The organism is Sphingobacterium sp. E70 (assembly GCF_019285695.1).
GTDB lineage: Bacteria > Bacteroidota > Bacteroidia > Sphingobacteriales > Sphingobacteriaceae > Sphingobacterium > Sphingobacterium detergens.
In genome coordinates, this window is sequence record NZ_CP079104.1 from 2,878,286 (window position 1) to 2,904,747 (window position 26,462).

Here is a 26,462-nt window from a genome sequence, read left to right on the forward strand (position 1 = left end):
GTGTACAATATACACAATTTAGCTTATTTTATATATAAAATCATCTTGATGCTGCCCATGTTTTCCTTTGGGAAGCCAGTTGGTGCTCGCTCCATTAATGCTTGTAGCTCTTCTTCGCTGCGATAGGTATATCGATGTCGTCCCGCTACCCAGAAGTTAATAGGAGACGTAATTTCTTTTGTTGTAAAACCTATTTTTTCCAATGAGGAATGCTGACTCAATCTCGGTCGGTATATGTCATGATATCTCCCGGGTGGAAATCTTTAGCGAATGCGGTGATTAATTTACTTAGCCCACCGATCACATTATAACCCGATTTATTGCAAAAACGCAATAACTCAAAGGAGCGGTATTCTTCATTTTTATCATTCATGCGGCGTCCGCCAGAAAATACAGCAATAGAAACGAGTTCACCTTGTTCATATAGTCCATACCGATATTTTCCGGGGAGAGCTGTCTGTAGATGATGTTCCACGAGGAACCGTTGACTCACTTTTTTATCAATGCGGGCAACGACAGTTTTCCGGGCATAGATGCGTCTATTATTCTTTGATTTGGCAACGATGCGCTGTACGATGAGATCGAATTTTTGCGTTAATTGATCTTCATCTATATGAATGCCAGATTCAGAGATCTGATAGCGAAAAAATCGCTCATTAGGGTAAATAAAAATATTTTTGTTATTTCAGTAGTGGTGATTTGTATAAATCCATCAAGTTCGATCAGGGTTAGTTGTACTTCGAGCTGTCGTTCGAGGCCAATTTTTAACCGAATAGCCAAGTCTTTAAAGGATGGAGTCATAAGACAAATGTAACTTTTATGGAAGTTTTGACGAAATATTCGCTTTTAATAATTATCCGTACCTTTGTGCAAAATATAATAGTACTATGAAACTTCCGATAGTGGCGTATGGCGACCCTGTATTGAGAAAGGTCGCTGAAGAAATAGATGAAGACTATCCCGATTTAAAAAAATTGATTGATGATATGTATGATACCATGTATGCCGCACATGGTGTTGGGATTGCTGCACCACAGATAGGTCTGCCAATACGTATGTTTGTTATTGATGCGACACCATTTGCAGAGGATGACGAAGAGAATAAAGAAATGCTTAAGTCTTTCAAAAGAGTTTTCATCAACCCGATTATGGTCGAAGAATCCGGTGAAAAATGGGCTTTTGGTGAAGGTTGCCTAAGTATTCCCGATATTAATGAAGATGTGCTTCGTCACAAAAATATTCGCATCAATTATTTGGATGAGAACTTTGAAGAACATGAGGTGGATCTAACTGGATTGGCAGCACGTGTCGTTCAACATGAGTATGATCATCTTGAAGGGAAATTGTTTACAGACAAACTAAGTACGCTGAAGAAAACAATGTTGAAAAGCAGATTGGATGCAATTGCCAAAGGTAATATCCGAGTGAGCTATAAAATGAAATTTCCACAACAAAAGAAAAAGCGTTAGTCCATACTAGCGCTTTTTCTTTGCTGTTAACAGCAATAATTTCCAAATCTCACCCCTCAATCCAATCGGGGAAGATATAATCTGTATTTGACCGCAGTCATCCGAACGAGGAAGACAACACCTGCAGCAATGAAAGCTGCCCAAGACAAGTCAAGATCAAGATGAACGAGCAAGATATAGATTAATCCACCTGCCAAGCAGGCTGTTGCATAGACTTCCTTTTTAAAGATCAATGGTGTCTCATTGAGCAAAATATCTCTGTCATGCCTCCACAAACAGCAGTAAACATACCGAAAATGATGGCTGCATAGACGTTACTTTCGTAGTTCAATGATTTTTGTACACCTAAGATAGTAAAGAAGCTGATTCCTATGGCATCAAAAAGTGTTAGGGTGCGATAGTAACCATAGAGCTGCCGATTGAATACGATAGCGATCAAGATGCCCAGGAATATGGCTATAAGGTAATTGCTGTCGTTGACCCAAACGGGACGCAGGTTTAAAAATACATCACGCATGGAGCCTCCGCCAATCGCCGTCACAAAGCCCAAAAAAGCTGCTCCAAAGATGTCGATATCCTTACGTTTTGCGGATAAAGTCCCCGATATTGCAAAAATAAGGTGCCAAGCAAATCGCTTAAATAAAAATAGTTGGCATCAGTTATCATCGTAATCCTGTTTTTAAAATATTTTTCCTATTTATTTACTCTACTGCAAAGAGAGATTTCGACAAATTTAGGAGAAATCTCTGTAGTTTAGGTTTACTGTAAGACGAATAGCTTTCAAACCTACAATTCCCTGCACATCTTCCAGTTTGAGATGTTCTACAGTGCTTTCAATTATTCCCATATCATAAATGGCTTTTATACTTAGATTTAGGTCTTCTAAAATCTCATCCGATAAATAGACAATTGCTATTTTGTTGGTCTGAGTAAGCCTCTCCTTTGTACGTTTTATCCGGATCTTATCTATTCTTTTTTGATGATTTCGTAACGGATATTTAATGATCCCTCTACGTCAAATCGACGTTCATCTTCCCGAAAACTGATGTCAATACTGTGCGGATTGATGAAGATGAGTTGTGTCGTCTCTAGCGCCAGTGGCAGATCGCGCTTTGCATGATATGCTTTTAATGCAATTCTGGCCATGGATATAATTTGTTGCCGCCTAAAGATATTGATAAACTCGGAGCTAAAAGTTTGCTGTGGCGTAATAGATTCCCCAACATAAATATCATACTCAATACCATCCGTTCTGAATTTTTGGAAGTAAGATGGGTAATTGCCCTGAATGAAGCTGTTGAAATGATTGAGTTCTTTACTGATAATATGGTTTACTTGACGCAAAGAGGTTTCAAATTCATTCCTATAAAACTCACCTGTATCACGATTGGTAAAAAAGTGACGGGCATAATGCTCAATAATAGCATGCTTTGTTGTGAATTGTCTTCTCGCCGCATCGAGAAATGGTTGCACATCCTTTCGGAAGAATTCTATGATCTTGACCATAGACTCATCAAACGAGATCTGGTCAAGCGACCTGGTAATCTGATCTACACGTTTTGAAAAATCAACAATGAGCTGATGTCTGCCATCCAAAGACAATTCGTCAATAAGGAGAGCCAGTTGTTTTACTTTGAAACTAAAATCCTTTAAAATAGACGCATTACGGATGACCGTGGAATCTTTGACATCAATAGCGCCATAGAGTGGATATACCTCTTCAAAAATAACAGGTTTGATATGCGCATTTTGTTCATCATTTTCGAATTCCTGAATATATTGCGCTGCAATATGGTTAAACTTCCACTGTACGGCTGGCTGTATTGTTGTAAACCGGTTAATAATAATCTCGTCAATACGTTTTTTGAATTCTGTCGTGATATCATGTGATAATTGGGATAGTAGCGGCACAAGCTCACGAAGTGAGTGTATCGTCTCATTATCCAATTGATCCAGTTGATGACTGTAAATCTCTAGAATGCCAGACAAAGAATGATTATGTATCAACGGAATGCATAGATAGGTCTTGACTCCGGATGTCTTGATGCGTTCATCAAAAATGGATGTGGTATTTTTAATAGTATCCATTGTATTGTAGAAGATCAGATGCGGATGTTTTAGATAATTGGCGACTTCTGGATTGATCTTGGTATAGCTGTTCTTTGCGTAAGCTTCCGAAATTAAAATACTTTTATTGGTAATGGAATAATCAAAAAATGGTAGTCCATTGAGCTGAAACAATGGAAACAGGCTGAAAACTGTATCTGATCCCTTCAAGATCGGAGCAATAATTTTTCGAGATCAGATAAGAAGAGGTGATAATTGTATGTTGCGAGATCCAATAAAATAGATTGTATCCGCTTAAGAGTATGCTCTAAACTGCTTTTCTTGACAGTGAGGATGGTAAATCCAGATAGCTCAAAATCTTCGATCTTAATTGTATTGACAACAATATTCCAATCGAATAAAGAGGTATCATTGGCATTGTTGGTCAGATGCCCTACGTCAAATTGTGGAAGTTCCTTTTTGGTTTAATATCAACAAATTTGAAATCTATATTTAAATCATAATAATCAATGATTTCACCCTGCTCATTTAAGTGATAGTAAACGATCGTATTATTTTCTTTGGCAGGAAGTCCATATAACCGTTCAAAAATAAGGGCATACATCAGTTTTTCCTGATTGTTCAGGATGCCCCATCTTGCATCTGATCCTGAAGATCTTGTTCCTCCAGCTTATTTTTCCAGAGTTCGAAAAAGGCTTCTGTGCCATAAAATGTTTCTTCGGCGAGTGGTGTTGCAAGTGCCCAGTATTTTTTTGGGGCGGTGTCAATTAGCGATACCGAAAGGCTGTAAATGAGCTGTAAAATATCTTTATATGCACTTAAGTTTTGCTTACACAGCCTGCCACTAACCTGCTCAATCTCCCGGATGCGTTCCAGAGCAAATAATGGAATCATACCATCTGGAGATACATCGCCTTCGGTAAATGACTCTAGATAACGAAAAAAAGGTTCGAAATGGAGCTTCTTCTCGATATTATATAGCCTGCTTTCACTTTTGGCTAGTCGTATATTCTTTATTTCCATTTATTGAACACTTTTAGAAACGGAAGCCGGTACTAAAATAGGGATACCAACCTTCATTAGATTTGGCCATCACAAAGTGAAGGGGCAATGCATTGGCGACGATATAATAAAGTCCGCCACCGAGTCCTTGATGGACTGTCTTGCTGTTATGTTCTTTTGCCCACACTTTCCCGATATCATACACCCCCATGATCCCTAGTTCTCCCGGGAGAACGTAGCTTTTTACCTCATGAATCTTGACGCGGGCTTCTAGGTTGTTGTATACCATTTGCTCGCCAGCAAATCTATATTGGCGAAAACCACGAAGATTCTCATGACCTCCTAGAAATAGATATTGATAGAATGTTGGATTGCCCACGACGGTTCCTCCGCCTACTCTATTTGCGAATACGATACCTTCATTCAGTGCACTAAAATAGCCTGTCATTTCTGCGCTTAGTTGGCCTGAATTTCTGGAATATTTATTTAAGCCCAAAAAGAATGTAGCGCTGCCTTGATAAATAATCCTTTACTTGGATTGATCTTGCGGTTACGTGTATCTTGCGTCAGAAAAGCATTTAGTCCAACGAAAGCTTTATCATTGGTAATAGAAACACTATCGTAAGAATGGAGCGCTTGCGGATTTAAAATGAAACGGTCCTGATTTTCAATTGGATCCAGGTGATAGAACTGGATATGGGGACCAATAGCATAATTCAGCGTAGACGAAGGGTGCCACCGCAGTAATGGGTTGACATTGAAAATATTGAATATGCTACGGTAGTATTTCGCGCCATACTGATCTTTTAGAAATAGGGAATTGTTGCCAACGCCAAAAAAGTTCTGCGTGTTGTCGGGGCTTTTGCTAATGCATCGAGGACAAAGTCGGCATTGCCTATTACATCTTCCCATTCGCCACGATAATGAATTTTATAGGCCCCTGTTCGGAATGCCGCTGCCACAGTAATCTGTTGTTTATAGGTAAAAGGCGTTTTTCTAAAACCCCGTTGATGTGTATATGCAGCACCAAGTCCGAGAGAAAAGCCATCATCAGCGTTATAACCCGCTGTTAACAAAGGGAGCCAAGAATTGTATAGATTGACGGGAACGAACTGTGTATTCAAGCTGTCCTTACCTTGATGTAGCCTGATTCGACCTTTTTCTCCTAAAAAGTGGAGCCGGCCGTATTTTCGTAGAGCTTTATCTTTGATTTACTATTGTTAACTATATAGGTCTTTGGCAGACTATCGCCAATAATCCGCAGTTTTATCGGCGAATTTACGTTATTTATGGACACTGAGTCCTGACCTTCAGAAAGGTATAGTCGGATTTCTTTTGTTAAGTTCTTTTCATAAGTCTTGTCCATGAGGGTTTTAGTCACCTTTCCATCTTTGTTGATTTTGGACACCATGATTTTTAATCCCTCATCTTTGGTGTTGACAATCTCCACCTTTTCGTTCTTATTACTGAAATGGATGTCGACAATATTATTGATAAAACGATAATATTCTTCCATTGCCGCCGGCAAAGCATCGCGTCTGCTTTGAAGGGTACGGAAAATCTGTTCCCCGCGAATAGCGATGGATGATTGGGGTAAGCTTTTGACAGATTGCCAGAGTACCGAATCTGTCAGACTGGAAACAAACTGATTTACTTCTTTTGTCCATTCCTTGTGGGAGAGCTGATTGCTTGGATGTGCATTTAAAAATCTGGATTTGAAAAGGGAGTATCGGATATTTGGAATGCCTTTTGTAAAACCCTGCATAACGGGGTTGACAAACTGTTGGTAAATATCTTTCATCAAGAAACCCTGTGTCACACGTAAGGCCTGATCTCGATCCCGCGGAATCGGAACATAATCCTTGTCTTTATCATCAGTATCCTGATTTTCATTATACCAACGCCATTGATCTTCATGACGATCCCAGTCACTGACGATTACATCCAGCATACGTGCCCTTAGGTATGCCTTGGGTTTGAAATCATCATCGTTGTCTTCCTGAAGCTTGCGCACGGCTTTTGGACTATTGTCGGAGTCGCCCATAGGCTCTCGTTCTTCTAATAGGGCGATAGTGTTTTCGAATAAAGGAGCGTACTCGCCGAGGATTGTATCCGGCGCAACGACTCCTATAATGGGGTGTGCATGTGGAACCTTCACTGCATTAGCTAACGCTGGAATCATCAATGCGGAATAAGGATGTTGTGCGCTTGTCGCATCGTCCAACACATCCTGTACAAAGGTGCCGTGCAATTCCTCTGGAATCAAAGACTCTGTCCGTTTATTTACTGATCGCAGCGCCCATTCTCTACCTGTTGGGTCTGTCAACCTGAGCGAAATGGATTGCATCCCTCCGCCCTGTTTAATAGGGTCAGACCGCCATATAATCTAGAGAGCTGTAACAGGGGTAAGGTGGTCTCTGCAGCCCATTCTCTACGATAATTTTCTCCAAGAAATGACTTCTTAAATCCACTCGCCTTCCCATACTTTGCATTTGCTACAACAATAGTACTGTCTTTAATCACTGCTTGTATCAGCGATTTCTCTTTGTGCGTGTCAATTGTCGAATTCGACTTATTCTTCTGCTGAGAATAAGCTTGTGTAGCGAGAAAAAGTAAAAAGAATGGTAAGACCCGTTGCATGCTTATTATTTTTCAAATTTATAAATGATTCCTTTGTCTTGATCGCCAGCTTCGCTAATGATGTAAAGATTGAATTTTGAATCAAAGTTGATGCCTTCTGGTTGTGGAAATAGCTTTGGATCCAGCGCTGTTATAGATTTGACATGGAAATTTTCATCCGTTACAACAAGTGCCTTGTCAATGGAGGATAAAATGTACCATTCATTGCTGTCGGTTTTTTCTTTGCAAGGGCTGAAGGTTTGAATGTTTTTTTGATTTTCGGATCAAATCTTTTCAGTTCATCAATCTGAATTGCAAATTCACCTTGTGGATTGAACTTGCCATCGGCTCCAATGGAGAAAATATATCCTGTAGTTTGTGACTGTTTTTGTCCGTACGACATTCTTTACAGAGTATATAGGCAAGGTTACTTGTTTTGTCTACAAAAAGCCCCTCATATTCACCTTTGGGTAAAATATCTTTTTGTTCGGTGACCGTCTGTATGTTATCTTTCTCCGTGATGGGAAAGGAATAGACAGCCCCATTGCTCTTTAAAATAAAGAAATGTGTTTTACTAATGCCAATGTCTTCGTAATCACCATCCTTTCCAAATGGATTGAATGTGAGCTTTTGAGTCGACAAATTGTATCTGAAAAGTAGCCCCTGTTCATCCTGAATGGCATAGATATCTTGGTCTTGTCCTTCAAGAAATGCAATACCTGATATTTCGAGCAGTTCATCGGGCAAATTTATCTTTTCGCCAGATGATAATCTATACGGAATTGTCTGTTGTTGTTTATCTGTTGTAACGTCGGTCACACTAGTCGTACGTTCTTTATTCGCATTACTGGGGTTACAAGCTAGCAATACCGAGGAAATCATTCCTAGAGCAAGAGCTGTTAATTGTGTAGCGTCTTTCATGAATTCAGTTGTTTAAGTAGTCAACAATTTGCTGTTGTGATTTATTGCCAGTCGGATGTTCTATAGGTATGTTTTGCCCCATCTCATCAAGGAAAGTTGCTTCAACGTCGTCAGCGAATTGAATTTCAAATAGCTGCTGAATCTTGTTGGACAATACTGGCTCCGTAATGGGGAAACAGGTCTCTATCCGATGGTAGATATTACGATTCATCCAGTCTGAGGAACCTAAATACACCTTTGTATGTTCTCCATATTGGAATATAAAGATTCTTCCGTGCTCTAAATATCGCCCTACGATCCGTTTTACTTCAATGTTTTCACTTAGTCCTTTTACCTGGGGTTTAAGCCTGCAGATTCCTCTGACCAATAATTTCACTTTCACGCCAGCCTGACCGGCTTCGTATAATTTATTGATTAACGATTCTTCTTCTAAATTGTTTAACTTAATTTTTATTGAGGTGGCGATGCCCATCTTTACCTGAGTAATGGTTTCATCAATCAAATTGTCAAAAGTCTGCTTTAGATTGAATTGAGCTATCAAAAGCTCTTGAAATGGAATATCTGTTGGCTTATCCGGTTTCTGTCTGTTGGGTAAAAATTCAAATAGTAGGCTTAGTTCTTCTGTCAGCAGGCGATCGGATGTCATTAAGAAATAATCGGTATATACCTTGGCAGTTTTCTCATTTAAGTTGCCTGTCCCGAACAATGCGCTCTCTTTTCCATCTTTTCGTTTGACAAGGGCAATTTTAGCATGTACTTTAAGGTTGGGGATACTATAACTGATCTTTACCCCTGTTCTTTCATAATTCTTGACCAATGAATATTATTGGCTTCATCAAAACGTGCTTTTAACTCAACAAATACATTCACCTTTTTGCCATTCTTAGCTGCGGTAGCTAGGGCTTGGGCAATATGCGAATCGCTGGCAATTCGATAGAGCGTGGTATGGATCTCTGCTACGTCAGGGTTTATTGCTGCTTCATTAAAAAAACGAAGAATAGGATCAAAAGATTCATAAGGAGTACATATTAGCATATCATGCTGATCAAGCTGGTCAAAAATGGAATGCTCAAAGTCCTGATGTGCTTCTAGTTGTTGCTGTGGTGGAAAAGACAATTCTCCCTTTTTTATTGGGAAAGAGAAGAAATCCTTCAAATTATGATAATATCCACCAGTGACAATGCTACTTTTTCTTAAGTCAAAAAGAATAGCGAGTCTTTCGATAAGCTGGTCTGGAAAACCTGGTTGATGTAAGAATCGAGTTGCATAACCAAGATCTCTCTTTTTGACCTCTGCCTCTATTTTCTGCGCTATATCACCATCAAATTCATCTTGTAAATTGAGTTCAGCATCACGAGTGATTTTGAAAGAATAAAAATTTAAACTTTTACTTTGTAGTGGACCCGGTAAAAATAGCTTAATGATATCATCGATGAAGACAACGTAAGTCTTGGAATTGACCTGACAAGTGAAAAATCTATTGATGCGATCGGCAGGTATGTTGACAATGAACAAGTCTGTTGTATTATTGCCTGTCATTGCAAAGTATAGATGGTTGTTGATCGGAAAAAGGAAAATTCTTCGTCAACGGGGATTATTTGCAGGTAGAGAGGCTATCGTATTAAAAAAATAGTTGGCTACAAGAGGTTTTATCGTTACTGGAATCTCCTGGTTATAGATCAGAATAATATTTTCCTCAGTTAACTGATGGATAATATCGGTTAAAAGGAATCCAAATTTTTCCTGCTGTTTATCGATAATTTTAGAGGCCTTTTTATACGTTCCAATGTCAAGATTCGGGACAACTTGATCAGTTGCCTTCTTTTTAATTTTTTTCCATGCCATTAATACAGGCATCCGTACGCGGTAGAACTCATCGAGGTTAGATGAGAAAATAGCAAGAAATTGTAATTTTTCCAATAGCGGGACCTCCTTACGTCCAGCCTCGGTAAGTACTCTGTCATTAAAGGAAAGCCAACTGATATCTCTATTGATGTACAGGTCTTCTTTTTCATCCGAAACATAATTAAAAAATGATGAATTTATGCTGAGTATCTGTTTTACAATAGTGTTGCAATAACAAAGGAAATAACAGAGATAACCAGACCAAACATAAAGATGCCATAAGCATAACGCAATAATTTGTATTTCCTGCCTAATACAACTCCTTGGGAATAAACATCTTTTGTAAGCATGCCGTATAAAAATTCGGAATCAATCATTACTTTTTGCATTCCTTCATTATAGTCATCTAGGTTCATTTTATAGAAATTTCCGAAAAATAATAGATTGACAGATTTATTATCAATCTCCTGTTTTGAAAATTTTCCGGAGGGTATTTTGGGTATAGTTGAAAGTATAGCCATGACCATGGTGGCCACAACAATTACAGTGAGAATAATTGTTGGAAATATAAGATGTTCGTTGCTATCTAATTTTCTGAATAATACGGCAATAACGACAGATAGAATGATAGAGTTAACGGTCAATAAAATATTAGCTTTATTATCAGCCATATCACTCAAACGTTGGTTGTTGGACGATGTTATCCGGAACATTGTTTCTATACCACGTTCAGGTTTGACACTTTTATCTTTCTCTTTCTTTGTTTCTTTTTGTCTTCTTTTTCTTGTCCTTGGACTTTTCCTGCTTACGTTCAAGTTCTTTTAAGTTTTCCTCTTTCTTTGTGTTGAGCTTTTGTTGGGCATAATCTGTATGATAATGATGGCTTGCTAAGAGCTTTATAGTGCCGGCACGCCAAACATCCTTATCAATTTCTTTACCTAGTACAGCCTCTGCTTCGGTCTTCATCAGTTTATTCCTGTTTTCAAAGTCCTCTCCTCCAAAATGGAACAAGTCGGCGTCGCAAAGGATCTGTTCCAATAGATTGTTGGGGTCTTGGGGCATTCTGGTGGCGAGGATACAACCTTTGATTTTTTCTTTTACCTCCTCGGTTACGCCTTTATCCTTTAAGAAGTCTAAAGCGATTTCTACGCTTCTTTTTCATGGCCAATCGCATTGTCAGATTTTACATAACCTAAATCGTGAAAATAGGCTGCACTGATCACTATAAAATGATCTTCGTCATTTAACTTATAAAACGAGGAAATCTCCTCTGCAGCTTGTACTACTGAATGTGTATGTATACTGTTGTGAAAACAATGACACGAGGAGATATTCTGTATAATATAAGCGTTCGAAAATTCTTCTACCTGTTTTAAAAGTGCGTTATAATCTATCATGACTAATATGATGTTTATTTAGAATAAAAGTATTCAATATCTTTAACATCTTATATACAAGTAATCCCTTTTCGTAATTTTTTAATCTAGATCAAACTTTATAGTCCCGATAGAAAGTAAAAGACCTTGTTTTTACCCTTCCGATTCCCATGTCCGGAATTTCCCTAAACAAAAGATAGGAAAAGGACGGTAAACGTTTGAGAAAAGCCGAAGGAGATAGCAGGGAGGGGTGAATACGACCCCGAAACAGAATGCTTTTGCCTTCAGGGATATCACTTCCGGTATTTTTTAGGGATAGTTCCAATATTAACGTAGTAGTAGTCTACGATTAGGCTAGCATTTAGTTAGGTTTAGTTTAGCTAAAATCTAAACAAAACCTAAGTAATACCTAAACTAAACCTAAACAAACCCTAACTAAACTCTGGATTTGTCCTTACCCTGAGACCCCTGTTTTCGGGCTGTTTTTCTATGGTGGTGGGTTTTTTTGCTGCGGTTTTTAGGCCTGTCTATCCGCCGCCTGTCCGTCATCCCGACTTGGAGACCGTCCCATCGGGTTTTTTCTGTTCCGGGCAACTGTTTTTCAGGGGTTCGCTGAGATGTCCATTCTCCGGTTCTGATTCCCGCTGCCCATGCACTTTTCTCCCTTCACTGTTTTTTTGCGTATAGCTGGCCTTGCGGCGACTTTTTCGCCGCATTCCCGGTTCTGCGCTGCTGTGGCGTAAGTCTAGCCCATAGGCAATCCTGCCTTTCCACTGCGTATCCGCTGCGGTTCCACCATCCCCTTGCTCCGCCTTTCCACGGCTTATCCACTGCAGATCCAGTGCATATTCTGATATAACCCGCCTTTTTTGTCCCCGGAGCCCGCGGGACCCCACCGGAACCCGTCCGGAGAAAAACAATCGACCAAGTTCACAGCGAGTTAGCGGCAAAATGAAATAAATAAGAACAAAAGGCTTGGAAGTTTGTTAGTAAACTCCCTATCTTTGCACCACTCCGCAAGGGAGGGACGGTTACTTCGAAAGAAGAGACCATGAAAAAAGAAGGGTTTAATGAGAGTTAAACGCGGAAATCGGGAAAAGAAAAAGAAAAAAACTTCAAAAGTTTTTTGGAAGTTCAAAAGATTTCTACCTTTGCAGTCCCAACGGAAACGGAGGGAAACAAAAAAGATAAAGAGGGGCGCAATGCTCATCGGAATATAGCGGATACGGAAGTTGAAGCGAGATAAGTTCTTTAAGAAAACACAATCATGTAAGCGTGACGAGTAGACAAAACGAAAGTCATGAACAAATTCAAGCAATTCGTTCAATTCGATCCAAGATCAGAGATATAAAAAAGAATTCTGATTATGTAAATAGTTGGAATCAAAAACTTCATTTTACAATGGAGAGTTTGATCCTGGCTCAGGATGAACGCTAGCGGCAGGCCTAATACATGCAAGTCGGACGGGATCCATCGGAGAGCTTGCTCGAAGATGGTGAGAGTGGCGCACGGGTGCGTAACGCGTGAGCAACCTACCTCTATCAGGGGATAGCCTCTCGAAAGAGAGATTAACACCGCATAATATAATCTACCGGCATCGTTGGATTATTAAATATTTATAGGATAGAGATGGGCTCGCGTGACATTAGCTAGTTGGTAGGGTAACGGCTTACCAAGGCGACGATGTCTAGGGGCTCTGAGAGGAGAATCCCCACACTGGTACTGAGACACGGACCAGACTCCTACGGGAGGCAGCAGTAAGGAATATTGGTCAATGGGCGGAAGCCTGAACCAGCCATGCCGCGTGCAGGATGACTGCCCTATGGGTTGTAAACTGCTTTTGTCCAGGAATAAACCTCTTTACGTGTAGAGAGCTGAATGTACTGGAAGAATAAGGATCGGCTAACTCCGTGCCAGCAGCCGCGGTAATACGGAGGATCCGAGCGTTATCCGGATTTATTGGGTTTAAAGGGTGCGTAGGCGGCCTATTAAGTCAGGGGTGAAATACGGTGGCTCAACCATCGCAGTGCCTTTGATACTGATGGGCTTGAATCCATTTGAAGTGGGCGGAATAAGACAAGTAGCGGTGAAATGCATAGATATGTCTTAGAACTCCGATTGCGAAGGCAGCTCACTAAGCTGGTATTGACGCTGATGCACGAAAGCGTGGGGATCGAACAGGATTAGATACCCTGGTAGTCCACGCCCTAAACGATGATAACTCGATGTTGGCGATAGACAGCCAGCGTCTTAGCGAAAGCGTTAAGTTATCCACCTGGGGAGTACGCCCGCAAGGGTGAAACTCAAAGGAATTGACGGGGCCCGCACAAGCGGAGGAGCATGTGGTTTAATTCGATGATACGCGAGGAACCTTACCCGGGCTTGAAAGTTAGTGAAGGATGCAGAGACGCATCCGTCCTTCGGGACACGAAACTAGGTGCTGCATGGCTGTCGTCAGCTCGTGCCGTGAGGTGTTGGGTTAAGTCCCGCAACGAGCGCAACCCCTATGTTTAGTTGCCAGCATGTAATGGTGGGGACTCTAAACAGACTGCCTGTGCAAACAGAGAGGAAGGTGGGGACGACGTCAAGTCATCATGGCCCTTACGTCCGGGGCTACACACGTGCTACAATGGATGGTACAGCGGGCAGCTACATAGCAATATGATGCTAATCTCTAAAAGCCATTCACAGTTCGGATTGGGGTCTGCAACTCGACCCCATGAAGTTGGATTCGCTAGTAATCGCGTATCAGCAATGACGCGGTGAATACGTTCCCGGGCCTTGTACACACCGCCCGTCAAGCCATGAAAGTTGGGGGTACCTAAAGCATGTGACCGCAAGGAGCGTGTTAGGGTAAAACCGATAATTGGGGCTAAGTCGTAACAAGGTAGCCGTACCGGAAGGTGCGGCTGGAATACCTCCTTTCTAGAGTATCGAAGATCGGTGCTCGTCACGTACATATGATTGAATAAAAGAAAAACATCAGAAGAAAGTGCCCGCCCCTATAAGGAGCAGGACCGAGAGAGATAGATGAACAGAATAGCTAGTCCCGTAGCTCAGTTGGTTAGAGCACTACACTGATAATGTAGGGGTCAGCAGTTCAAATCTGCTCGGGACTACGAAAAAAAGAGGGGAATTAGCTCAGCTGGCTAGAGCACCTGCCTTGCACGCAGGGGGTCAACGGTTCGAATCCGTTATTCTCCACGTTTTTTGGAGGAAAGATAGAGCAAGATAACAGACCATACAAGGTCTGATATCTCAGATCTAAAATCTCCTATCTAAAAAAAAGAGTTCTTTGACATATTGAAAGAAAAAAAAATTACAAGAGAAGACAACAGTATAGAGACAATGCTGATATGTGTCTGATGTAGGGAGGAGACCCTCGGTCCAGGCCGAACGAATCTTTGCGTAGCATATCGGTATATATATCAAAAGCAGCCGCATAGTAGCAAAAGGCTATGCCGGTGAAGAAAGTAAATAAGGGCACACGGGGATGCCTAGGCTCTCAGAGGCGAAGAAGGACGTGATAAGCTGCGATAAGCTTTGGGGATTGGCAAATGCGACTTGATCCAGAGATTTCCGAATGGGGCAACCTGACTATTTGAAGAATAGTCGTATGATACGCGAACGCGCTGAACTGAAACATCTAAGTAGGCGTAGGAGAAGAAAATAACAATGATTTCCCAAGTAGTGGCGAGCGAACGGGAAAGAGCCCAAACCGATCATGTTACGGCATGGTCGGGGTTGTAGGACCACGACATTGTACAGCGCTATGAACTGGAAGCAGGTGGGAAACTGCGCAATAAGGGTGAGAGCCCCGTACAGGTAAAGAATGTTGACATAGTGGTATCCTGAGTACCGCGGGACCGGAGAAATCCTGTGGGAATCCACCAGCACCATCTGGTAAGGCTAAATACTCCTGAGAGACCGATAGTGAACCATACCGTGAGGGAAAGGTGAAAAGAACCCCGAACAGGGGAGTGAAAAGAACCTGAAACCGTGTGCTTACAAGCGGTTGGAGCAGGCAGGTCCTGTGACAGCGTGCCTTTTGCATAATGAGCCTACGAGTTACTCTTGTCTGGCAAGGTTAAGTCCTTCAGGGACGCAGCCGAAGCGAAAGCGAGTCTTAATAGGGCGCATAGTCAGATGAGGTAGACGCGAAACCTTGTGATCTACCCTTGGGCAGGTTGAAGTTGCAGTAACATGTAATGGAGGACCGAACCGATAAACGTTGAAAAGTTTCCGGATGACCTGAGGGTAGGGGTGAAAGGCCAATCAAACTGGGAAATAGCTCGTACTCCCGAAATGTTTTTAGGAACAGCGTCGGCATCGAGTTTAATAGAGGTAGAGCTACCGATTGGGTGCGGGGAGTCAAATCCTACCAAATCCAGACGAACTCCGAATGCTATTAAATATGGCCGGCAGTGAGGCTTTGGGTGCTAAGGTCCAAGGCCGAGAGGGAAAGAACCCAGACCATCAGCTAAGGTCCCCAAATTCGTTCTAAGTTGAACTAACGAGGTCCGGTTGCCCAGACAGCTAGGATGTTGGCTTGGAAGCAGCCATTCATTTAAAGAGTGCGTAACAGCTCACTAGTCGAGCGGCCGGGCGTGGATAATAAACGGGCATCAAGAACGGTACCGAAGCTATGGATTTGCACTTATGTGCATCTGGTAGGGGAGCATTCCATATGGGGCGAAGATATCTGGTAATGGGTGTTGGACCGTATGGAAAAGCAAATGTAGGCATAAGTAACGATAAGGCGGGTGGGAAACCCGCCCACCGAAAGACCAAGGTTTCCTGATCAACGTTAATCGGATCAGGGTCAGTCGGGACCTAAGGCGCACCCGAAGGGGGCAAGCCGATGGACAACTGGTTAATATTCCAGTACTCTTCATAACTGCGATGTGGTGACGGAGTAGTGACACTGCCGCGAACTGACGGAATAGTTCGTTGAAAGGCGTAGGTATAGGGACGGTAGGCAAATCCGCCGACCCTGCTGAAACCCAATAGTACAGCAAAGCTTCGGTGGCGCTGATAGAGCAGGTAAACAGACTTCCAAGAAAACCCGCTAAGCTTCAGGTTATGAAGACCCGTACCGCAAACCGACACAGGTGGTCGAGGAGAGAATCCTAAGGTGCTCGAGTGAGTCATGGCTAAGGAACTCGGCAAAATGGCCCTGTAACTTCGGGAGAAGGGGCGCTGTCTCAGCGATGAGCAGCCGCAGTGAAAAGGCCCAGGCGACTGTTTAACAAAAACATATGGCTTTGCAAAATCGCAAGATGAGGTATAAGGCCTGACACCTGCCCGGTGCTGGAAGGTTAAGAGGGGATGTCATCGCAAGAGAAGCATTGAATCGAAGCCCCAGTAAACGGCGGCCGTAACTATAACGGTCCTAAGGTAGCGAAATTCCTTGTCGGGTAAGTTCCGACCTGCACGAATGGTGTAACGATCTGGGCGCTGTCTCAGCCATGAGCTCGGTGAAATTGTGGTATCGGTGAAGACGCCGATTACCCGCAACGGGACGGAAAGACCCCATGCACCTTCACTATAGCTTAACATTGAGATTGGGTACAGGATGTGTAGGATAGGCGGGAGATGTTGAAGCGTGTTCGCCAGGATACGTGGAATCAACCTTGAAATACCGCCCTTTCTGTATTCGGTTTCTAACTCCCTAATGGGGAGGACATTGTTTGGTGGGTAGTTTGACTGGGGTGGTCGCCTCCAAAAAGGTAACGGAGGCTTTCAAAGGTAAGCTCAGTACGCTTGGTAACCGTACGCGGAGTGCAATGGCATAAGCTTGCTTGACTGTGAGACCGACAAGTCGAACAGGGTCGAAAGACGGACATAGTGATCCGGTGGTTCTGTATGGAAGGGCCATCGCTCAAAGGATAAAAGGTACGCTGGGGATAACAGGCTGATCTCCCCAAGAGCTCATATCGACGGGGAGGTTTGGCACCTCGATGTCGGCTCGTCACATCCTGGGGCTGGAGAAGGTCCCAAGGGTTGGGCTGTTCGCCCATTAAAGTGGCACGCGAGCTGGGTTCAGAACGTCGCGAGACAGTTCGGTCCCTATCTGTTGTGGGCGTTGGAAGTTTGAGTGGATCTGACCTTAGTACGAGAGGACCGGGTTGGACAGACCTCTGGTGAACCTGTTATGCCGCCAGGTGTACGGCAGGGTAGCTACGTCTGGAATAGATAAGCGCTGAAAGCATCTAAGTGCGAAACTAGCCACGAGATGAGACTTCCTTATAGGGTCGTAGAAGATGACTACGTTGATAGGCCATAGGTGTAAAGGTTGAGAGACCAAAGCCAAGTGGTACTAATAGCCCGAAGCTTTCTCATGCAGAGACACACTGTTGTCTTCCTCTTTAATTTTTGAAACAAAGGAAACGAAACTCTTTCAATATATATGTCAGTTAGACGTGTGCATGGAGCAGAGCTATGTGGGACCTGAAAGGATCTCGGTACTCATATCTCCTATCTCACCTCTAAAAAAACTTTAGGTGCCTATATCGGCGGTGTCTACCTCTTCCCATTCCGAACAGAGCAGTCAAGCCCGCCAGAGCCGATGGTATTGCCGTAACAGGTGGGAGAGTAGGTCGGTGCCTTTTTTACACGGAAGCCCTTGCTGGAAACAGTCAAGGGCTTCTTTCGTTTACATACTTCCCAAAAGGTTCCAAAGATCAATGGGGCCGGGATAAAGCCCACTGGGTGACGCTCGGAAAAGAGGCACATATGTTCGGCAACCCTATTGTCTGGTACAAAGCTGTATGGCTCTGGCCCCAAAAGCGAGACTGGGATCCACTCCCAAAGGCCACACAAAAGACTCCGCTCAGGAATAGCACTGTCAGGTGCAAGCCTGTATGGCACCGCTCTAAGGTGCTGCACTATGACTCTGTTTAGGTACTATCTAAAAGATTCCAAAAAAACAATGGTTCCGCCACAAATGCCCAAGGATCCGATTCCGAAATGGTGCCATTAAATACGGTTTTGCCAGGTACTGATCTGAGGTACTGCATTATTACCTCTTAATATATTTCACGCAGATCAATGCCCCCACAACGGTAATTCGGCGTAGGACAAACCTTATCAAGCCGGTGTATATCTTGCTTGTCGTCTAAGGCTATATCTTAGCCGATGTTATTGCGGCTTTTGCTGTAATGATCTTAACCGAGTGAAGTTGCTTTTATGTGAATCGTTCATGAATAAAAGTAAATTTAGAAGGTATCTTATTCGCTATAATAACTAAGCCTGTTATAGGCTGGAAGATTTCTCGAGCACAGCTTCGAATATATATTTCCAGTTATAAGCTATGGGAGGATAGGGTTAAAGGATATATTGTTTGAGGACTAAAGATATGAGGGTTAAAATAGGGAATTGATAAGAGCCGATAAGATTTATTGTTACAAATAAATACTTCGAGATTGAACCAGGTTGAAAAAATGTACCACTTAAACAATAGAAATGTACTACATTATCATATGGTGTGAGGATTCTTTGGCAATAGATAGATGAAGAACAGCTTTTCTAAATAGCTGCTATATATGGAAAAGATTTAAAGTGGTTCAAAAATCTATTATGAAGGAAGGAAACTATTGAATTTAAGATATTGAATGGTTAATTCAGGGAGAATTTAAGAATTCTTTGTTAAATGGCATAATGATTAAAAGAGCCTAGCTTTAAAAAACCAGGCTCTCTGTTGATCTTATTTAAAAATTAATCTTCTTCAGTATAAAAATCAATTAGAGAAGAGATATAGGGATCTTCCCAACCTTCAGCAATATTTTCATAATCTTCATCTGGTATATTGGTCTGTCTAATCTCTAATGAAGTTCCTTTTTGTGTTCATGTAGCTTTAATGTAACAATAGAAGGACTGTCAGTTTCTCCGAAATACCATTCCTGCACAATTTTGGTAGAAGGTTCTAATTCCAAGAATCGACCAGTAATTGCACCATCCCACAAGGAAAATTCACCATTTACTGTTGCATCTATTGATACAAGATCGCCAGTCCACAGACGGGCCGTAATTTCGGTTGTTAAGGCGAGATACAGTTCTTCTGGTGTCGCCGGGATAATAGCGTATTTCTTAAGATCTTTCATAATGCAAATTTACTCTTTCCCGTAATTTACTAGTTATTTTGAGTTCATTTTTATTTATATTATTTTTAGCATAAACTATTAGGACGACATGAGTAATTTTCTGCCAAATTCATTAGTGAAAAAATTAGGTGTAAACCCATTATTCGATACTGCTGAATTTATTAAAGTACATGAGGAGGGCAAGCGAGCAACAGCGATACGGTTAAACCCACTAAAATTGAAGGAATGTCCATTTTTCAGTGGAGGAAGGGTGCCTTGGTGCGAAAACGCCTTTTATCTAAACGAACGCCCCGTATTCACACTTGATCCTTTATTTCATGCTGGAGGGTATTACCCCAAGACGCTTCTTCTATGTTTATAGACTATATTATCCATGAGCTCGAAATAGGATCTAAACCAGTTTATGCATTGGATCTCTGTGCAGCTCCTGGAGGAAAGTCTACCTTGCTAAACAGTAGCTTACATCCCAATAGTCTACTTGTCGCCAATGAGATAATTAAGACTCGTGTAAATATCTTACAGGATAATCTAACAAAATGGGGAAATGCAAATACGGTGGTTACCAATAATGATCCTTCAGCTTTTGACCGATTGCCAGGATATTTTGATATCATGGTCGTAGATGCACCTTGCTCTGGATCAGGAATGTTTAGAAAGGATTCGGATGCAATAGATGAATGGTCAGAAGCTAATGTCAAACTTTGTAGCGAAAGACAACAAAGAATATTGGCAGAAAGTATTGCTGCATTGAAAACTGGTGGTTACCTCCTTTATTCAACCTGCTCCTATTCAGAAGAGGAAAATGAGGATATTGCCGATTGGCTAATAGAAACTGGAGATTTTGAATCTATCGAAATTGTCATTGATGATAATTGGGGATCGAGCATACAAAGTCGATTGGGCATGGGGCACATGGCTATCGTTTCTATCCACATAAATTGAGTGGGGAAGGTTTTTTTATTACAGTTTTGAAGAAAGTTGCAGAGCAAGGTACATTTAATAGAAAACGGATAAAACCAGAAAAATCAGATGTGCCGAAGGGAATTCTGGACACTTGGATAGTTAACGTTGATGAGTTCTTTCCATTTATCCATCATGATGACCTGTATATATTCCCAAAAAATATGAAAATGATTTGAAATATCTCCAGAACGTACTCTATCTCAAAAATGCTGGAATCAATATTGGAAAACTTAATCGAAAGGAATTGATTCCAAGCCACGCACTGGCGTTAAGTAATGTATTAAACCCTGGCTTCCAAAGTCTTGAACTTTCGCTTGAGGAGGCTCAAAACTACCTTAGAAAGGAAAACGTGACACTAGATACTGTATCTTTTGGTATGAAAGGCTGGACGCTTGCTAAATATAAAGGAATGTCACTTGGGTGGATGAAACTATTACCAAATAGGATCAATAATTATTATCCTAAAGAATTACGAATTGTGAATCTATAACAGATAATAGAAATCATATATTCCTCTAAATTTAGGGAGAATTTATATTGTCGAAGGAATATACTGTAAGATAATCGAACAGATATCTTTTGCAACATCTTCCTTCGATTTCAATGGGAATACGCTGCTTTCGCCTGAACGGTTGATAATTGTGACTTTATTTGTATCGGTAGCAAATCCAGCTCCCTGATCTTGCATGGAATTGAGAACGATAAAATCGAGATTCTTTCGGACCAATTTGTCTTTTGCATTTTCGAACTCATTGTTGGTTTCTAAAGCAAATCCGATTAGTAATTGATCTTTCTTCTTTTTACCTCCTAAAGTGGCGAGAATATCTGTTGTTTTCTTTAAAGCAATAGAAAATTCATCCTCTTTCTTCTTTATCTTCTGAGATGCTACTTCAATAGGAGTGTAGTCAGCAACTGCAGCACTCATGACAATTATAGCAGCATGATCAAAGTACTTTTCACAGGCTTGAAGCATCTCTGCAGCAGAAGTGACAGGAACAACCGTTATTTGATCAGGTTTTGGTAGCGCGGTTGGTCCGGAAACTAAGGTTACATCAGCCCCAAGGTCTTTTAATTGTTGGGCAATAGCATAGCCCATTTTTCCACTAGAATGATTTCCAATAAAGCGTACAGGGTCTATTGCCTCATAAGTGGGGCCTGCTGATACAAGCGCTTTTTTACCAAGTAATGGGAGATTCTGGTTGGAGTAATTTTCTAGGAAATGAAAAATTTCTTCTGGTTCGGCGAGACGTCCCTCTCCTACTAATCCACTAGCTAATTCACCTTTTTCAGGCGGGATAATAATGTTGCTATAAGCTCCTAGTTTAGCGATATTCGATTGCGTGGACGGGTGCTTCCACATATCTAAATCCATTGCAGGAGCAAAGAAGACCGGGCATTTTGCGGATAAATATACAGCCATCAGTAAGTTATCACAGAGACCGTTCGCCATCTTTGCGATGGTGTTTGCTGTTGCTGGGGCTACAAGTATATAATCTGCATTTAGCGCAATTTCCACATGATTATTCCATTCTCCAGTATCCGGCTGATAATAGTCAACCAAAACAGGATTTTTGGAAAGCGTAGATAGTGTAAGCGGGGTAATGAACGCTGTGGCATCCTCTGACATAATTACTTTAACCTGAGCATCCGCTTTTACGAGCAAACGAATCAAAGTTGCAATCTTGTATGCGGCAATACTGCCGCATACAGCAATTACAATATTTTTCCCAGCTAAAGCCATCGTTGATTCTGCGATTAGTCTTGCTCTTTAGAAGGATTTCTGTAATACACTTTATCGTGTAGAAATTCATCGATTGCTACCAAAGTAGGTTTTGGCATACGTTCGTAATGTTTAGAAATCTCTATTTGTTCGCGGTTTTCGAATACCTCTTCCAAGTTATCGTTATTACTTGCAAACTCAGCAAGTTTTCCGTTTAGTTCTTCCTTAATATCTACTGCAATTTGATTCGCGCGTTTAGAAATAACTACAATGGATTCATAGAGATTGTCAGTTCCTTTGTCCAATTGTCTTAAGTCACGTGTAACTGTAGAATTTGGAATTGAATTATTATTTTTTTGACTCATCTTTTGGGTATTTTCTTTTTCTTTTTCGCCTTTTGTTCTTTGATATATGCTTCTTGCTCAGCAAGAGCTTTATTATATTCTTTCATGTGCGAAACGGCCGTCTTAATTCCTTTTTCAGAATCTTGACGAATAGATTCCGCTTCTTTTATATGTTTGCTATTGGGGTAGTTACTCGCAAAGCTACGGTAGTAATCCAATGTTTCGTCATATCTGCTTTCTTGCTTTTGCAAAATACTTTTTGATGCAAATATATATTGCGCCTTTAGCGTCAAAAATTCAATTTCTTCAGCGTATTTGGTGTCTGGATATTCTTTCAGAACATTTTGTAACGCAATTACAGCAGCTCTATAATCATCATTCAACCCCATATCATAATAGAGTCTAGCATTGGCAAAAGCTTTAAGCTCGAGTTTGTCCCGTAGCTTTTGAATGAGATCTGCTGCCTCTTTAGAACGTTCTGATTCTGGATAGAGGTTGACAAAAAGCTGTAGGGCATCGATTGCTTTCTTCGTATTTGCCTGATCCAAAGTTGACCGAGGGGAATCCAAATAGTAACAGTAAGCATGCATAAAACGACATTCTTCTGCCCGTGGACTGTTGGGATAAACATCTGCAAAGTCCTTAAAGTGGTATGCTGCTGAAGTATAATCTTTCAAACGGTAATTGGCAAATGCCAAATAATAGTAGATATTTTCTGCCTCAGCTTGTCCGCGGAATTTTGTCCGCAAGTCATCAAACAAAACTAACGCCTTTGTATATTTCTTTTTCTCATAAAGTTTTACGGCTTCTTCGTACTTTTGAGCGATATTATTGCTTGCGCGCAATTTCTCAAATTTACTCTTGCAACCAGTAAACACCAATAGAAACATCATGCCGGCACAGATAGCCGCTATACGCCTATTTAAAAACATTTTACAAAGATAAGTGAATTTGTTATACTAATCAATTAAATTTTACTGCGCAATATAGTTTAATAATTATTTGATCCCAAAAACAACATTTTTTATTAACATTCTTTAACTCGTTGGATGCAATTTGGTGGCAGTATTGTCATGAACTTGTTGTTTTTCCATTGCGCAAGGAGAGGAAAATATAGATTTTAAAATATTTGATTATCTTTACATGTACAATCATTGAATTTAATAAAGAGTATGACTTTAAAAGAAAAAGTGGAGCAAGCATTGGATACCTTGAGACCTTATTTGGAAACTGATGGCGGAAATGTGAGTGTTGAAGAGATTACTGCAGATAATGTCGTGCGATTAAAACTATTGGGCGCTTGCGCTTCATGTTCAATGAGCATTATGACTTTTAAAGCAGGATTGGAACAAGCTATTAAAAAAGCTGTGCCAGAGGTAACAGCGGTTGAAGCAATTAATCTAACTGATCCGGATTCTCCTGATGCTACCTTGCCGTCGGCCAATTAGTTTATCTATTAACACAATTTAACGGCTAGCTCAGCTGCTTTTGTGTAAATTTGTTCTATGAAGTTGCTGATCCCTATATTATTAGTTTTATCTGTATTTTTGAGTCTTCGACTTTAAAGGCGCAAGAAAGGAAGATCGTCCAATATTCCGGTATTGTAACTACTGTGGGGTCTGGGCTTCCTGTTGGATATGCTACAGTAACCAATTTATCTTTCCGTAACGAGGCCATTGCGGCCAATAATGAAGGCTATTTTTCTTTCGTAGCTCATGTAGGAGACACACTTCGTTTTTCCTCTGTAGGATTCGATCCGCTCATAGTAACTGTACCTGAAGTTGCCGGCGACAAATATACAGCGAGTATCGATGCAAAATTTAGTAACTGAATTGCCAATGGTGACTCCATATCCCTGGGCGAGTATTGAGGAATTTAATATTGCATTTATGAACTTAGATGTATCTGAGGATCATATTGTACGGGCAAAAAGAACACTTTCCAACGAATCTTTATCAGCTATGGCTGCTGTAGTACCTCGCGATGGCAACGAGATGCGTTCAATCAATAATGCACAAAGTTTTAATACAATGAATAATAAAGTTATTAACCAACGTTACGCAAACCCGCTATTAAATCCTTTTGCATGGGGAAGTTTAATACAGCAAATAACGAAGGGAAGTCAAAGCCGTTCCAAAAACTCCCGCTATTAATCTGTTGCTTTGAGCTTGTTCAGCTCCTTTACACTTATCTTTGCTGAGAAATAAGAAACTAATCCCGAAATACTGGTTACCGTGATGAATACTAACACATAGTCGCTCCAGCGGCTAAGCATAGGGTAGCTATCCAAGATCGCGTTAGCACCATCTTCGACCCGTATTATACCATAGGTTGACTGAATATAATTGAATATTGCTCCAATTAATAAACCTAAAATGCAACCAATAATTGCAATCATCAACCCCTCGTAAAAGAAGATGCGTTGAATTAAGCTATTGTTACCACCTAAGCTTTTTAAGACTGTCATATCCTTTTGTTTATCCAACACTAACATCGTCAATGAACCTACAATATTAAAAATTGCGATGATACTAATCAATGTTAAGATAAAAACACAACCCATCTCTCTACACGTACATTTCTATATAAGGTTGGGTTTTGCTCTTCCCGATTTTTGACGAGATACTCTTCACCTAATTTTTTTGAAGGTCTTGTTCAAATAGCTTGATGTTAGTACCCTCCTTTAGATAAAATTCAATAGCGGAAACTCTGTCATATTCACCGAGTACTTCTTTGGCAAACGAAATGGGTGTAATAACGAAATTGTCAAAGTCCTGTTGGTATCTGAGGACACCTCCTGGACTGATAGCTCTAATATTAAATTCTTCGGCAGGATTAGATGTATTTTTGACGCCTTTTCTTGGTGAATAGACTTGGATTAAATCGGGGTATTTTGCATAGAAATGCCAAGATTAGCTTGGACACTTGCTCCAAGTATAGCCAAATTAGTTGAATCACGGGAGAGCTGATATACGCCATCCACAAGAATACTATCACCAATACTCTTATTAAGCGATTTGGGCTCGATTCCTTTGATAGTTGAAATATACTGTCGATTTGCATATTGAAGTAATACCTTCTCTTCTAATACTTCTGTATAATGGATAACATCAGGATTCTTTCGCAACTCATTAAAGACTGATTTATTTGTTGTAAAGAGCTTACCTTTTTTGGCTCTATCTTTAGTTCGGGAGCAAATTTGCTATACATAGATATAATAAGCTCCTCCATCCCATTGAAAGAGGAAAGGAGTATGATTAATGCGGCACTACTTACCGTAACACCTATCACACTAATTGAGGAGATGATATTGATAGCATTGACCGATTTTTTTGAAAATAGGTATCTCTTGGCAAATAGAAAAGGTAAGTTCATATCTTATCCTTGTATAAATGGATTGGAGTTCTTTTCAAAACCTATTGTCGTGGATGGGCCATGACCTGGGTAGACAACGGTGTCATCGGGTAAAGTATAAAGTCTTTGCTTAATATTGTCTAAAAGCTGCTGATGATTTCCTCCGGGTAGATCCGTACGACCAATACTATTGCGGAACAAGACATCTCCACCAATTAAGAATTTTTGAGAAGCGGAGTAAAAACAGATATGCGCCGGTGAGTGGCCGGGCGCCAATATCACTTCCAATTCGTCATTGTCTATTTGTATTTTGTCTCCATCTTTTAGAAATACTTCGCCAATAGGAGAGATGTCATAACGGAAACCCATTTGCGGAGCATAGTTCTGAACTGCAACCAATATAGATAGTTCTCCTTCGTGAAATTGAGGAAGTAAATCAAACTTCTCATGAATAAAATAATTGCCTAAGACATGATCAATGTGACAATGTGTATTCAGTAGTAATTGTGGAGTGAGATTATGAAGATCGACAAAGGTTAAAAACTCCTCCTGCTCTTTTTCTCCATACATACCTGGGTCAATAATTAGGGCGTTTCCCTCTTCGTTATACAACAAGTAGGTGTTTTCTTGGTATGGATTGAAAGTGAATGTTCTGATCGTTAGCATAAGGTAAAATTACA

The 26,462-nt window shown here is 40.9% G+C and carries 34 protein-coding genes, 2 tRNA genes, 3 rRNA genes and 1 pseudogene; 13 read left to right on the forward strand and 27 right to left on the reverse strand.

Translation table 11 applies throughout. From position 1 onward, the window contains the following. Positions 1 to 23: 23 nt before the first annotated feature. Together KUH03_RS20460 and KUH03_RS20465 are read right to left on the reverse strand one after the other, a co-directional pair. Positions 24 to 203, reverse strand: a complete 180-nt coding sequence (locus KUH03_RS20460; protein WP_257096154.1) for a hypothetical protein — start codon at positions 201 to 203, stop codon at positions 24 to 26. A 14-nt stretch (positions 204 to 217) separates the two neighbouring features. After that, a complete protein-coding gene (locus KUH03_RS20465) occupies positions 218 to 493 on the reverse strand; it encodes a hypothetical protein (protein WP_257096155.1) in 276 nt (91 codons plus the stop codon). Positions 494 to 887: 394 nt separating this feature from the next. Here KUH03_RS20465 and def point away from each other — a divergent pair, with 394 nt between their 5' ends. After that, positions 888 to 1,469: a peptide deformylase gene (def, locus tag KUH03_RS20470; RefSeq protein WP_257096156.1), complete on the forward strand. Its 582-nt coding sequence runs from the start codon at positions 888 to 890 to the stop codon at positions 1,467 to 1,469. Positions 1,470 to 1,525: 56 nt separating this feature from the next. Here def and KUH03_RS20475 read toward each other — a convergent pair whose 3' ends face one another. From KUH03_RS20475 to KUH03_RS20555, 18 genes and pseudogenes are all read right to left on the reverse strand, one after another. Beyond that, positions 1,526 to 1,702, reverse strand: a complete 177-nt coding sequence (locus KUH03_RS20475) for a hypothetical protein (RefSeq protein WP_257096158.1) — start codon at positions 1,700 to 1,702, stop codon at positions 1,526 to 1,528. Continuing rightward, positions 1,699 to 2,085: a trimeric intracellular cation channel family protein gene (locus tag KUH03_RS20480; protein WP_306429774.1), complete on the reverse strand. Its 387-nt coding sequence runs from the start codon at positions 2,083 to 2,085 to the stop codon at positions 1,699 to 1,701. Before KUH03_RS20480 ends, KUH03_RS20475 begins: the two co-directional genes overlap by 4 nt. A 350-nt stretch (positions 2,086 to 2,435) precedes the next feature. Then, on the reverse strand, positions 2,436 to 3,746 hold the full coding sequence (locus tag KUH03_RS20485; protein WP_257096160.1) for a hypothetical protein: 1,311 nt from the start codon (positions 3,744 to 3,746) through the stop codon (positions 2,436 to 2,438). Positions 3,747 to 3,969: 223 nt separating this feature from the next. Then, the gene (locus tag KUH03_RS20490) at positions 3,970 to 4,140 is read right to left on the reverse strand and encodes a hypothetical protein (protein ID WP_257096162.1); all 171 of its coding nucleotides are present in this window, start codon (positions 4,138 to 4,140) and stop codon (positions 3,970 to 3,972) included. 17 nt (positions 4,141 to 4,157) lie between these two features. Further along, positions 4,158 to 4,559: a hypothetical protein gene (locus tag KUH03_RS20495; protein WP_257096163.1), complete on the reverse strand. Its 402-nt coding sequence runs from the start codon at positions 4,557 to 4,559 to the stop codon at positions 4,158 to 4,160. 13 nt (positions 4,560 to 4,572) lie between these two features. After that, a complete protein-coding gene (locus tag KUH03_RS20500) occupies positions 4,573 to 5,034 on the reverse strand; it encodes a BamA/TamA family outer membrane protein (RefSeq protein WP_257096165.1) in 462 nt (153 codons plus the stop codon). A gap of 310 nt (positions 5,035 to 5,344) precedes the next feature. Next, the gene (locus tag KUH03_RS20505; protein ID WP_257096167.1) at positions 5,345 to 5,662 is read right to left on the reverse strand and encodes a hypothetical protein; all 318 of its coding nucleotides are present in this window, start codon (positions 5,660 to 5,662) and stop codon (positions 5,345 to 5,347) included. A 41-nt stretch (positions 5,663 to 5,703) separates the two neighbouring features. Beyond that, the gene (locus KUH03_RS20510) at positions 5,704 to 6,885 is read right to left on the reverse strand and encodes a hypothetical protein (protein ID WP_257096169.1); all 1,182 of its coding nucleotides are present in this window, start codon (positions 6,883 to 6,885) and stop codon (positions 5,704 to 5,706) included. Continuing rightward, positions 6,861 to 7,178, reverse strand: coding sequence for a hypothetical protein (locus KUH03_RS20515; RefSeq protein WP_257096171.1), 318 nt, complete (start codon positions 7,176 to 7,178; stop codon positions 6,861 to 6,863). The genes KUH03_RS20510 and KUH03_RS20515 overlap by 25 nt, the downstream gene beginning before the upstream one ends. Before the next feature lie 5 nt (positions 7,179 to 7,183). Continuing rightward, a complete protein-coding gene (locus KUH03_RS48875) occupies positions 7,184 to 7,423 on the reverse strand; it encodes an SdiA-regulated domain-containing protein (RefSeq protein WP_373564831.1) in 240 nt (79 codons plus the stop codon). 28 nt (positions 7,424 to 7,451) lie between these two features. After that, entirely contained in the window at positions 7,452 to 8,078 is a 627-nt protein-coding gene (locus KUH03_RS20520) for a hypothetical protein (RefSeq protein WP_257096172.1), read from the reverse strand. A gap of 4 nt (positions 8,079 to 8,082) precedes the next feature. Further along, the gene (locus tag KUH03_RS20525; RefSeq protein ID WP_373564832.1) at positions 8,083 to 8,724 is read right to left on the reverse strand and encodes a phospholipase D-like domain-containing protein; all 642 of its coding nucleotides are present in this window, start codon (positions 8,722 to 8,724) and stop codon (positions 8,083 to 8,085) included. Next, positions 8,716 to 9,617: pseudogene (locus tag KUH03_RS20530) on the reverse strand (phospholipase D-like domain-containing protein); the annotation flags it as partial. The pseudogene KUH03_RS20530 and the gene KUH03_RS20525, both read right to left, overlap by 9 nt. Positions 9,618 to 9,662: 45 nt before the next feature. Beyond that, positions 9,663 to 10,238, reverse strand: a complete 576-nt coding sequence (locus tag KUH03_RS20535) for a hypothetical protein (RefSeq protein WP_306429775.1) — start codon at positions 10,236 to 10,238, stop codon at positions 9,663 to 9,665. Beyond that, complete coding sequence (locus KUH03_RS20540) at positions 10,139 to 10,636, reverse strand: Pycsar system effector family protein (RefSeq protein ID WP_257096178.1); 498 nt, start codon at positions 10,634 to 10,636, stop codon at positions 10,139 to 10,141. The genes KUH03_RS20535 and KUH03_RS20540 overlap by 100 nt, the downstream gene beginning before the upstream one ends. A 31-nt stretch (positions 10,637 to 10,667) precedes the next feature. Beyond that, positions 10,668 to 10,961, reverse strand: a complete 294-nt coding sequence (locus KUH03_RS20545) for a hypothetical protein (RefSeq protein WP_257096180.1) — start codon at positions 10,959 to 10,961, stop codon at positions 10,668 to 10,670. A 107-nt stretch (positions 10,962 to 11,068) separates the two neighbouring features. After that, positions 11,069 to 11,320 carry an HD domain-containing protein gene (locus tag KUH03_RS20550; RefSeq protein WP_257096181.1) on the reverse strand — a complete coding sequence of 84 codons (252 nt, stop codon included), beginning with the start codon at positions 11,318 to 11,320 and terminating at the stop codon, positions 11,069 to 11,071. 524 nt (positions 11,321 to 11,844) lie between these two features. Next, positions 11,845 to 12,195, reverse strand: coding sequence for a hypothetical protein (locus KUH03_RS20555; protein WP_257096183.1), 351 nt, complete (start codon positions 12,193 to 12,195; stop codon positions 11,845 to 11,847). A 502-nt stretch (positions 12,196 to 12,697) separates the two neighbouring features. Between KUH03_RS20555 and KUH03_RS20560 the strand changes: the two genes are divergently transcribed. From KUH03_RS20560 to rrf, 5 genes are all read left to right on the forward strand, one after another. Beyond that, positions 12,698 to 14,224, forward strand: a 16S ribosomal RNA gene (locus tag KUH03_RS20560). Between the two features lie 120 nt (positions 14,225 to 14,344). After that, a tRNA-Ile gene (locus KUH03_RS20565) sits at positions 14,345 to 14,418 on the forward strand. Positions 14,419 to 14,429: 11 nt separating this feature from the next. Then, positions 14,430 to 14,503 (forward strand) — tRNA-Ala (locus KUH03_RS20570). Between the two features lie 263 nt (positions 14,504 to 14,766). After that, positions 14,767 to 17,641 (forward strand): 23S ribosomal RNA (locus tag KUH03_RS20575). A gap of 157 nt (positions 17,642 to 17,798) precedes the next feature. Then, positions 17,799 to 17,910: ribosomal RNA gene (gene rrf / locus KUH03_RS20580) — 5S ribosomal RNA — on the forward strand. Together the 16S, 23S and 5S rRNA genes with 2 tRNA genes alongside form the textbook arrangement of a ribosomal RNA operon. Before the next feature lie 1,212 nt (positions 17,911 to 19,122). Here the strand turns inward: rrf and KUH03_RS20585 are convergent. Continuing rightward, positions 19,123 to 19,401, reverse strand: coding sequence for an SRPBCC domain-containing protein (locus KUH03_RS20585; RefSeq protein ID WP_306429669.1), 279 nt, complete (start codon positions 19,399 to 19,401; stop codon positions 19,123 to 19,125). 88 nt (positions 19,402 to 19,489) lie between these two features. Between KUH03_RS20585 and KUH03_RS20590 the strand changes: the two genes are divergently transcribed. The 4 genes from KUH03_RS20590 to KUH03_RS20605 are packed head-to-tail and all read left to right on the forward strand — an operon-like array spanning position 19,490 to position 20,854. After that, a complete protein-coding gene (locus KUH03_RS20590) occupies positions 19,490 to 19,762 on the forward strand; it encodes a hypothetical protein (protein WP_257096185.1) in 273 nt (90 codons plus the stop codon). Next, positions 19,753 to 20,343, forward strand: coding sequence for an RsmB/NOP family class I SAM-dependent RNA methyltransferase (locus KUH03_RS20595; protein WP_257096187.1), 591 nt, complete (start codon positions 19,753 to 19,755; stop codon positions 20,341 to 20,343). Before KUH03_RS20590 ends, KUH03_RS20595 begins: the two co-directional genes overlap by 10 nt. After that, positions 20,340 to 20,540, forward strand: a complete 201-nt coding sequence (locus KUH03_RS20600; RefSeq protein WP_257096189.1) for a hypothetical protein — start codon at positions 20,340 to 20,342, stop codon at positions 20,538 to 20,540. The genes KUH03_RS20595 and KUH03_RS20600 overlap by 4 nt, the downstream gene beginning before the upstream one ends. Further along, positions 20,537 to 20,854, forward strand: coding sequence for a hypothetical protein (locus KUH03_RS20605; RefSeq protein WP_257096190.1), 318 nt, complete (start codon positions 20,537 to 20,539; stop codon positions 20,852 to 20,854). The genes KUH03_RS20600 and KUH03_RS20605 overlap by 4 nt, the downstream gene beginning before the upstream one ends. 42 nt (positions 20,855 to 20,896) lie before the next feature. Here KUH03_RS20605 and coaBC read toward each other — a convergent pair whose 3' ends face one another. From coaBC to KUH03_RS20620, 3 genes are read right to left on the reverse strand one after another with little or no spacing between them, the layout of a single operon-like run. Next, positions 20,897 to 22,105, reverse strand: a complete 1,209-nt coding sequence (gene coaBC / locus KUH03_RS20610; protein WP_257096191.1) for a bifunctional phosphopantothenoylcysteine decarboxylase/phosphopantothenate--cysteine ligase CoaBC — start codon at positions 22,103 to 22,105, stop codon at positions 20,897 to 20,899. Between the two features lie 14 nt (positions 22,106 to 22,119). Next, positions 22,120 to 22,449, reverse strand: coding sequence for a DNA-directed RNA polymerase subunit omega (locus KUH03_RS20615; protein WP_075990346.1), 330 nt, complete (start codon positions 22,447 to 22,449; stop codon positions 22,120 to 22,122). Next, positions 22,446 to 23,273, reverse strand: coding sequence for an outer membrane protein assembly factor BamD (locus KUH03_RS20620; RefSeq protein ID WP_373564768.1), 828 nt, complete (start codon positions 23,271 to 23,273; stop codon positions 22,446 to 22,448). Before KUH03_RS20620 ends, KUH03_RS20615 begins: the two co-directional genes overlap by 4 nt. A gap of 327 nt (positions 23,274 to 23,600) precedes the next feature. Between KUH03_RS20620 and KUH03_RS20625 the strand changes: the two genes are divergently transcribed. From KUH03_RS20625 to KUH03_RS20635, 3 genes are read left to right on the forward strand one after another with little or no spacing between them, the layout of a single operon-like run. Next, the gene (locus tag KUH03_RS20625) at positions 23,601 to 23,876 is read left to right on the forward strand and encodes a NifU family protein (RefSeq protein ID WP_028070934.1); all 276 of its coding nucleotides are present in this window, start codon (positions 23,601 to 23,603) and stop codon (positions 23,874 to 23,876) included. A 50-nt stretch (positions 23,877 to 23,926) separates the two neighbouring features. Further along, positions 23,927 to 24,259 carry a hypothetical protein gene (locus tag KUH03_RS20630; protein ID WP_257096199.1) on the forward strand — a complete coding sequence of 111 codons (333 nt, stop codon included), beginning with the start codon at positions 23,927 to 23,929 and terminating at the stop codon, positions 24,257 to 24,259. Continuing rightward, the gene (locus KUH03_RS20635) at positions 24,240 to 24,581 is read left to right on the forward strand and encodes a hypothetical protein (protein ID WP_257096201.1); all 342 of its coding nucleotides are present in this window, start codon (positions 24,240 to 24,242) and stop codon (positions 24,579 to 24,581) included. The genes KUH03_RS20630 and KUH03_RS20635 overlap by 20 nt, the downstream gene beginning before the upstream one ends. Here KUH03_RS20635 and KUH03_RS20640 read toward each other — a convergent pair. The 3 genes from KUH03_RS20640 to KUH03_RS20650 all read right to left on the reverse strand — a co-directional run bounded on the left by KUH03_RS20640 (position 24,578) and on the right by KUH03_RS20650 (position 26,448). Next, positions 24,578 to 24,991: an ABC transporter permease gene (locus KUH03_RS20640; protein ID WP_257096203.1), complete on the reverse strand. Its 414-nt coding sequence runs from the start codon at positions 24,989 to 24,991 to the stop codon at positions 24,578 to 24,580. The two genes, KUH03_RS20635 and KUH03_RS20640, sit on opposite strands and share 4 nt — an antisense overlap. Positions 24,992 to 25,306: 315 nt before the next feature. Beyond that, positions 25,307 to 25,555 carry a hypothetical protein gene (locus KUH03_RS20645; protein WP_257096204.1) on the reverse strand — a complete coding sequence of 83 codons (249 nt, stop codon included), beginning with the start codon at positions 25,553 to 25,555 and terminating at the stop codon, positions 25,307 to 25,309. A gap of 251 nt (positions 25,556 to 25,806) precedes the next feature. Beyond that, on the reverse strand, positions 25,807 to 26,448 hold the full coding sequence (locus KUH03_RS20650) for an MBL fold metallo-hydrolase (protein ID WP_257096206.1): 642 nt from the start codon (positions 26,446 to 26,448) through the stop codon (positions 25,807 to 25,809). Between the last annotated feature and the right edge of the window lie 14 nt (positions 26,449 to 26,462).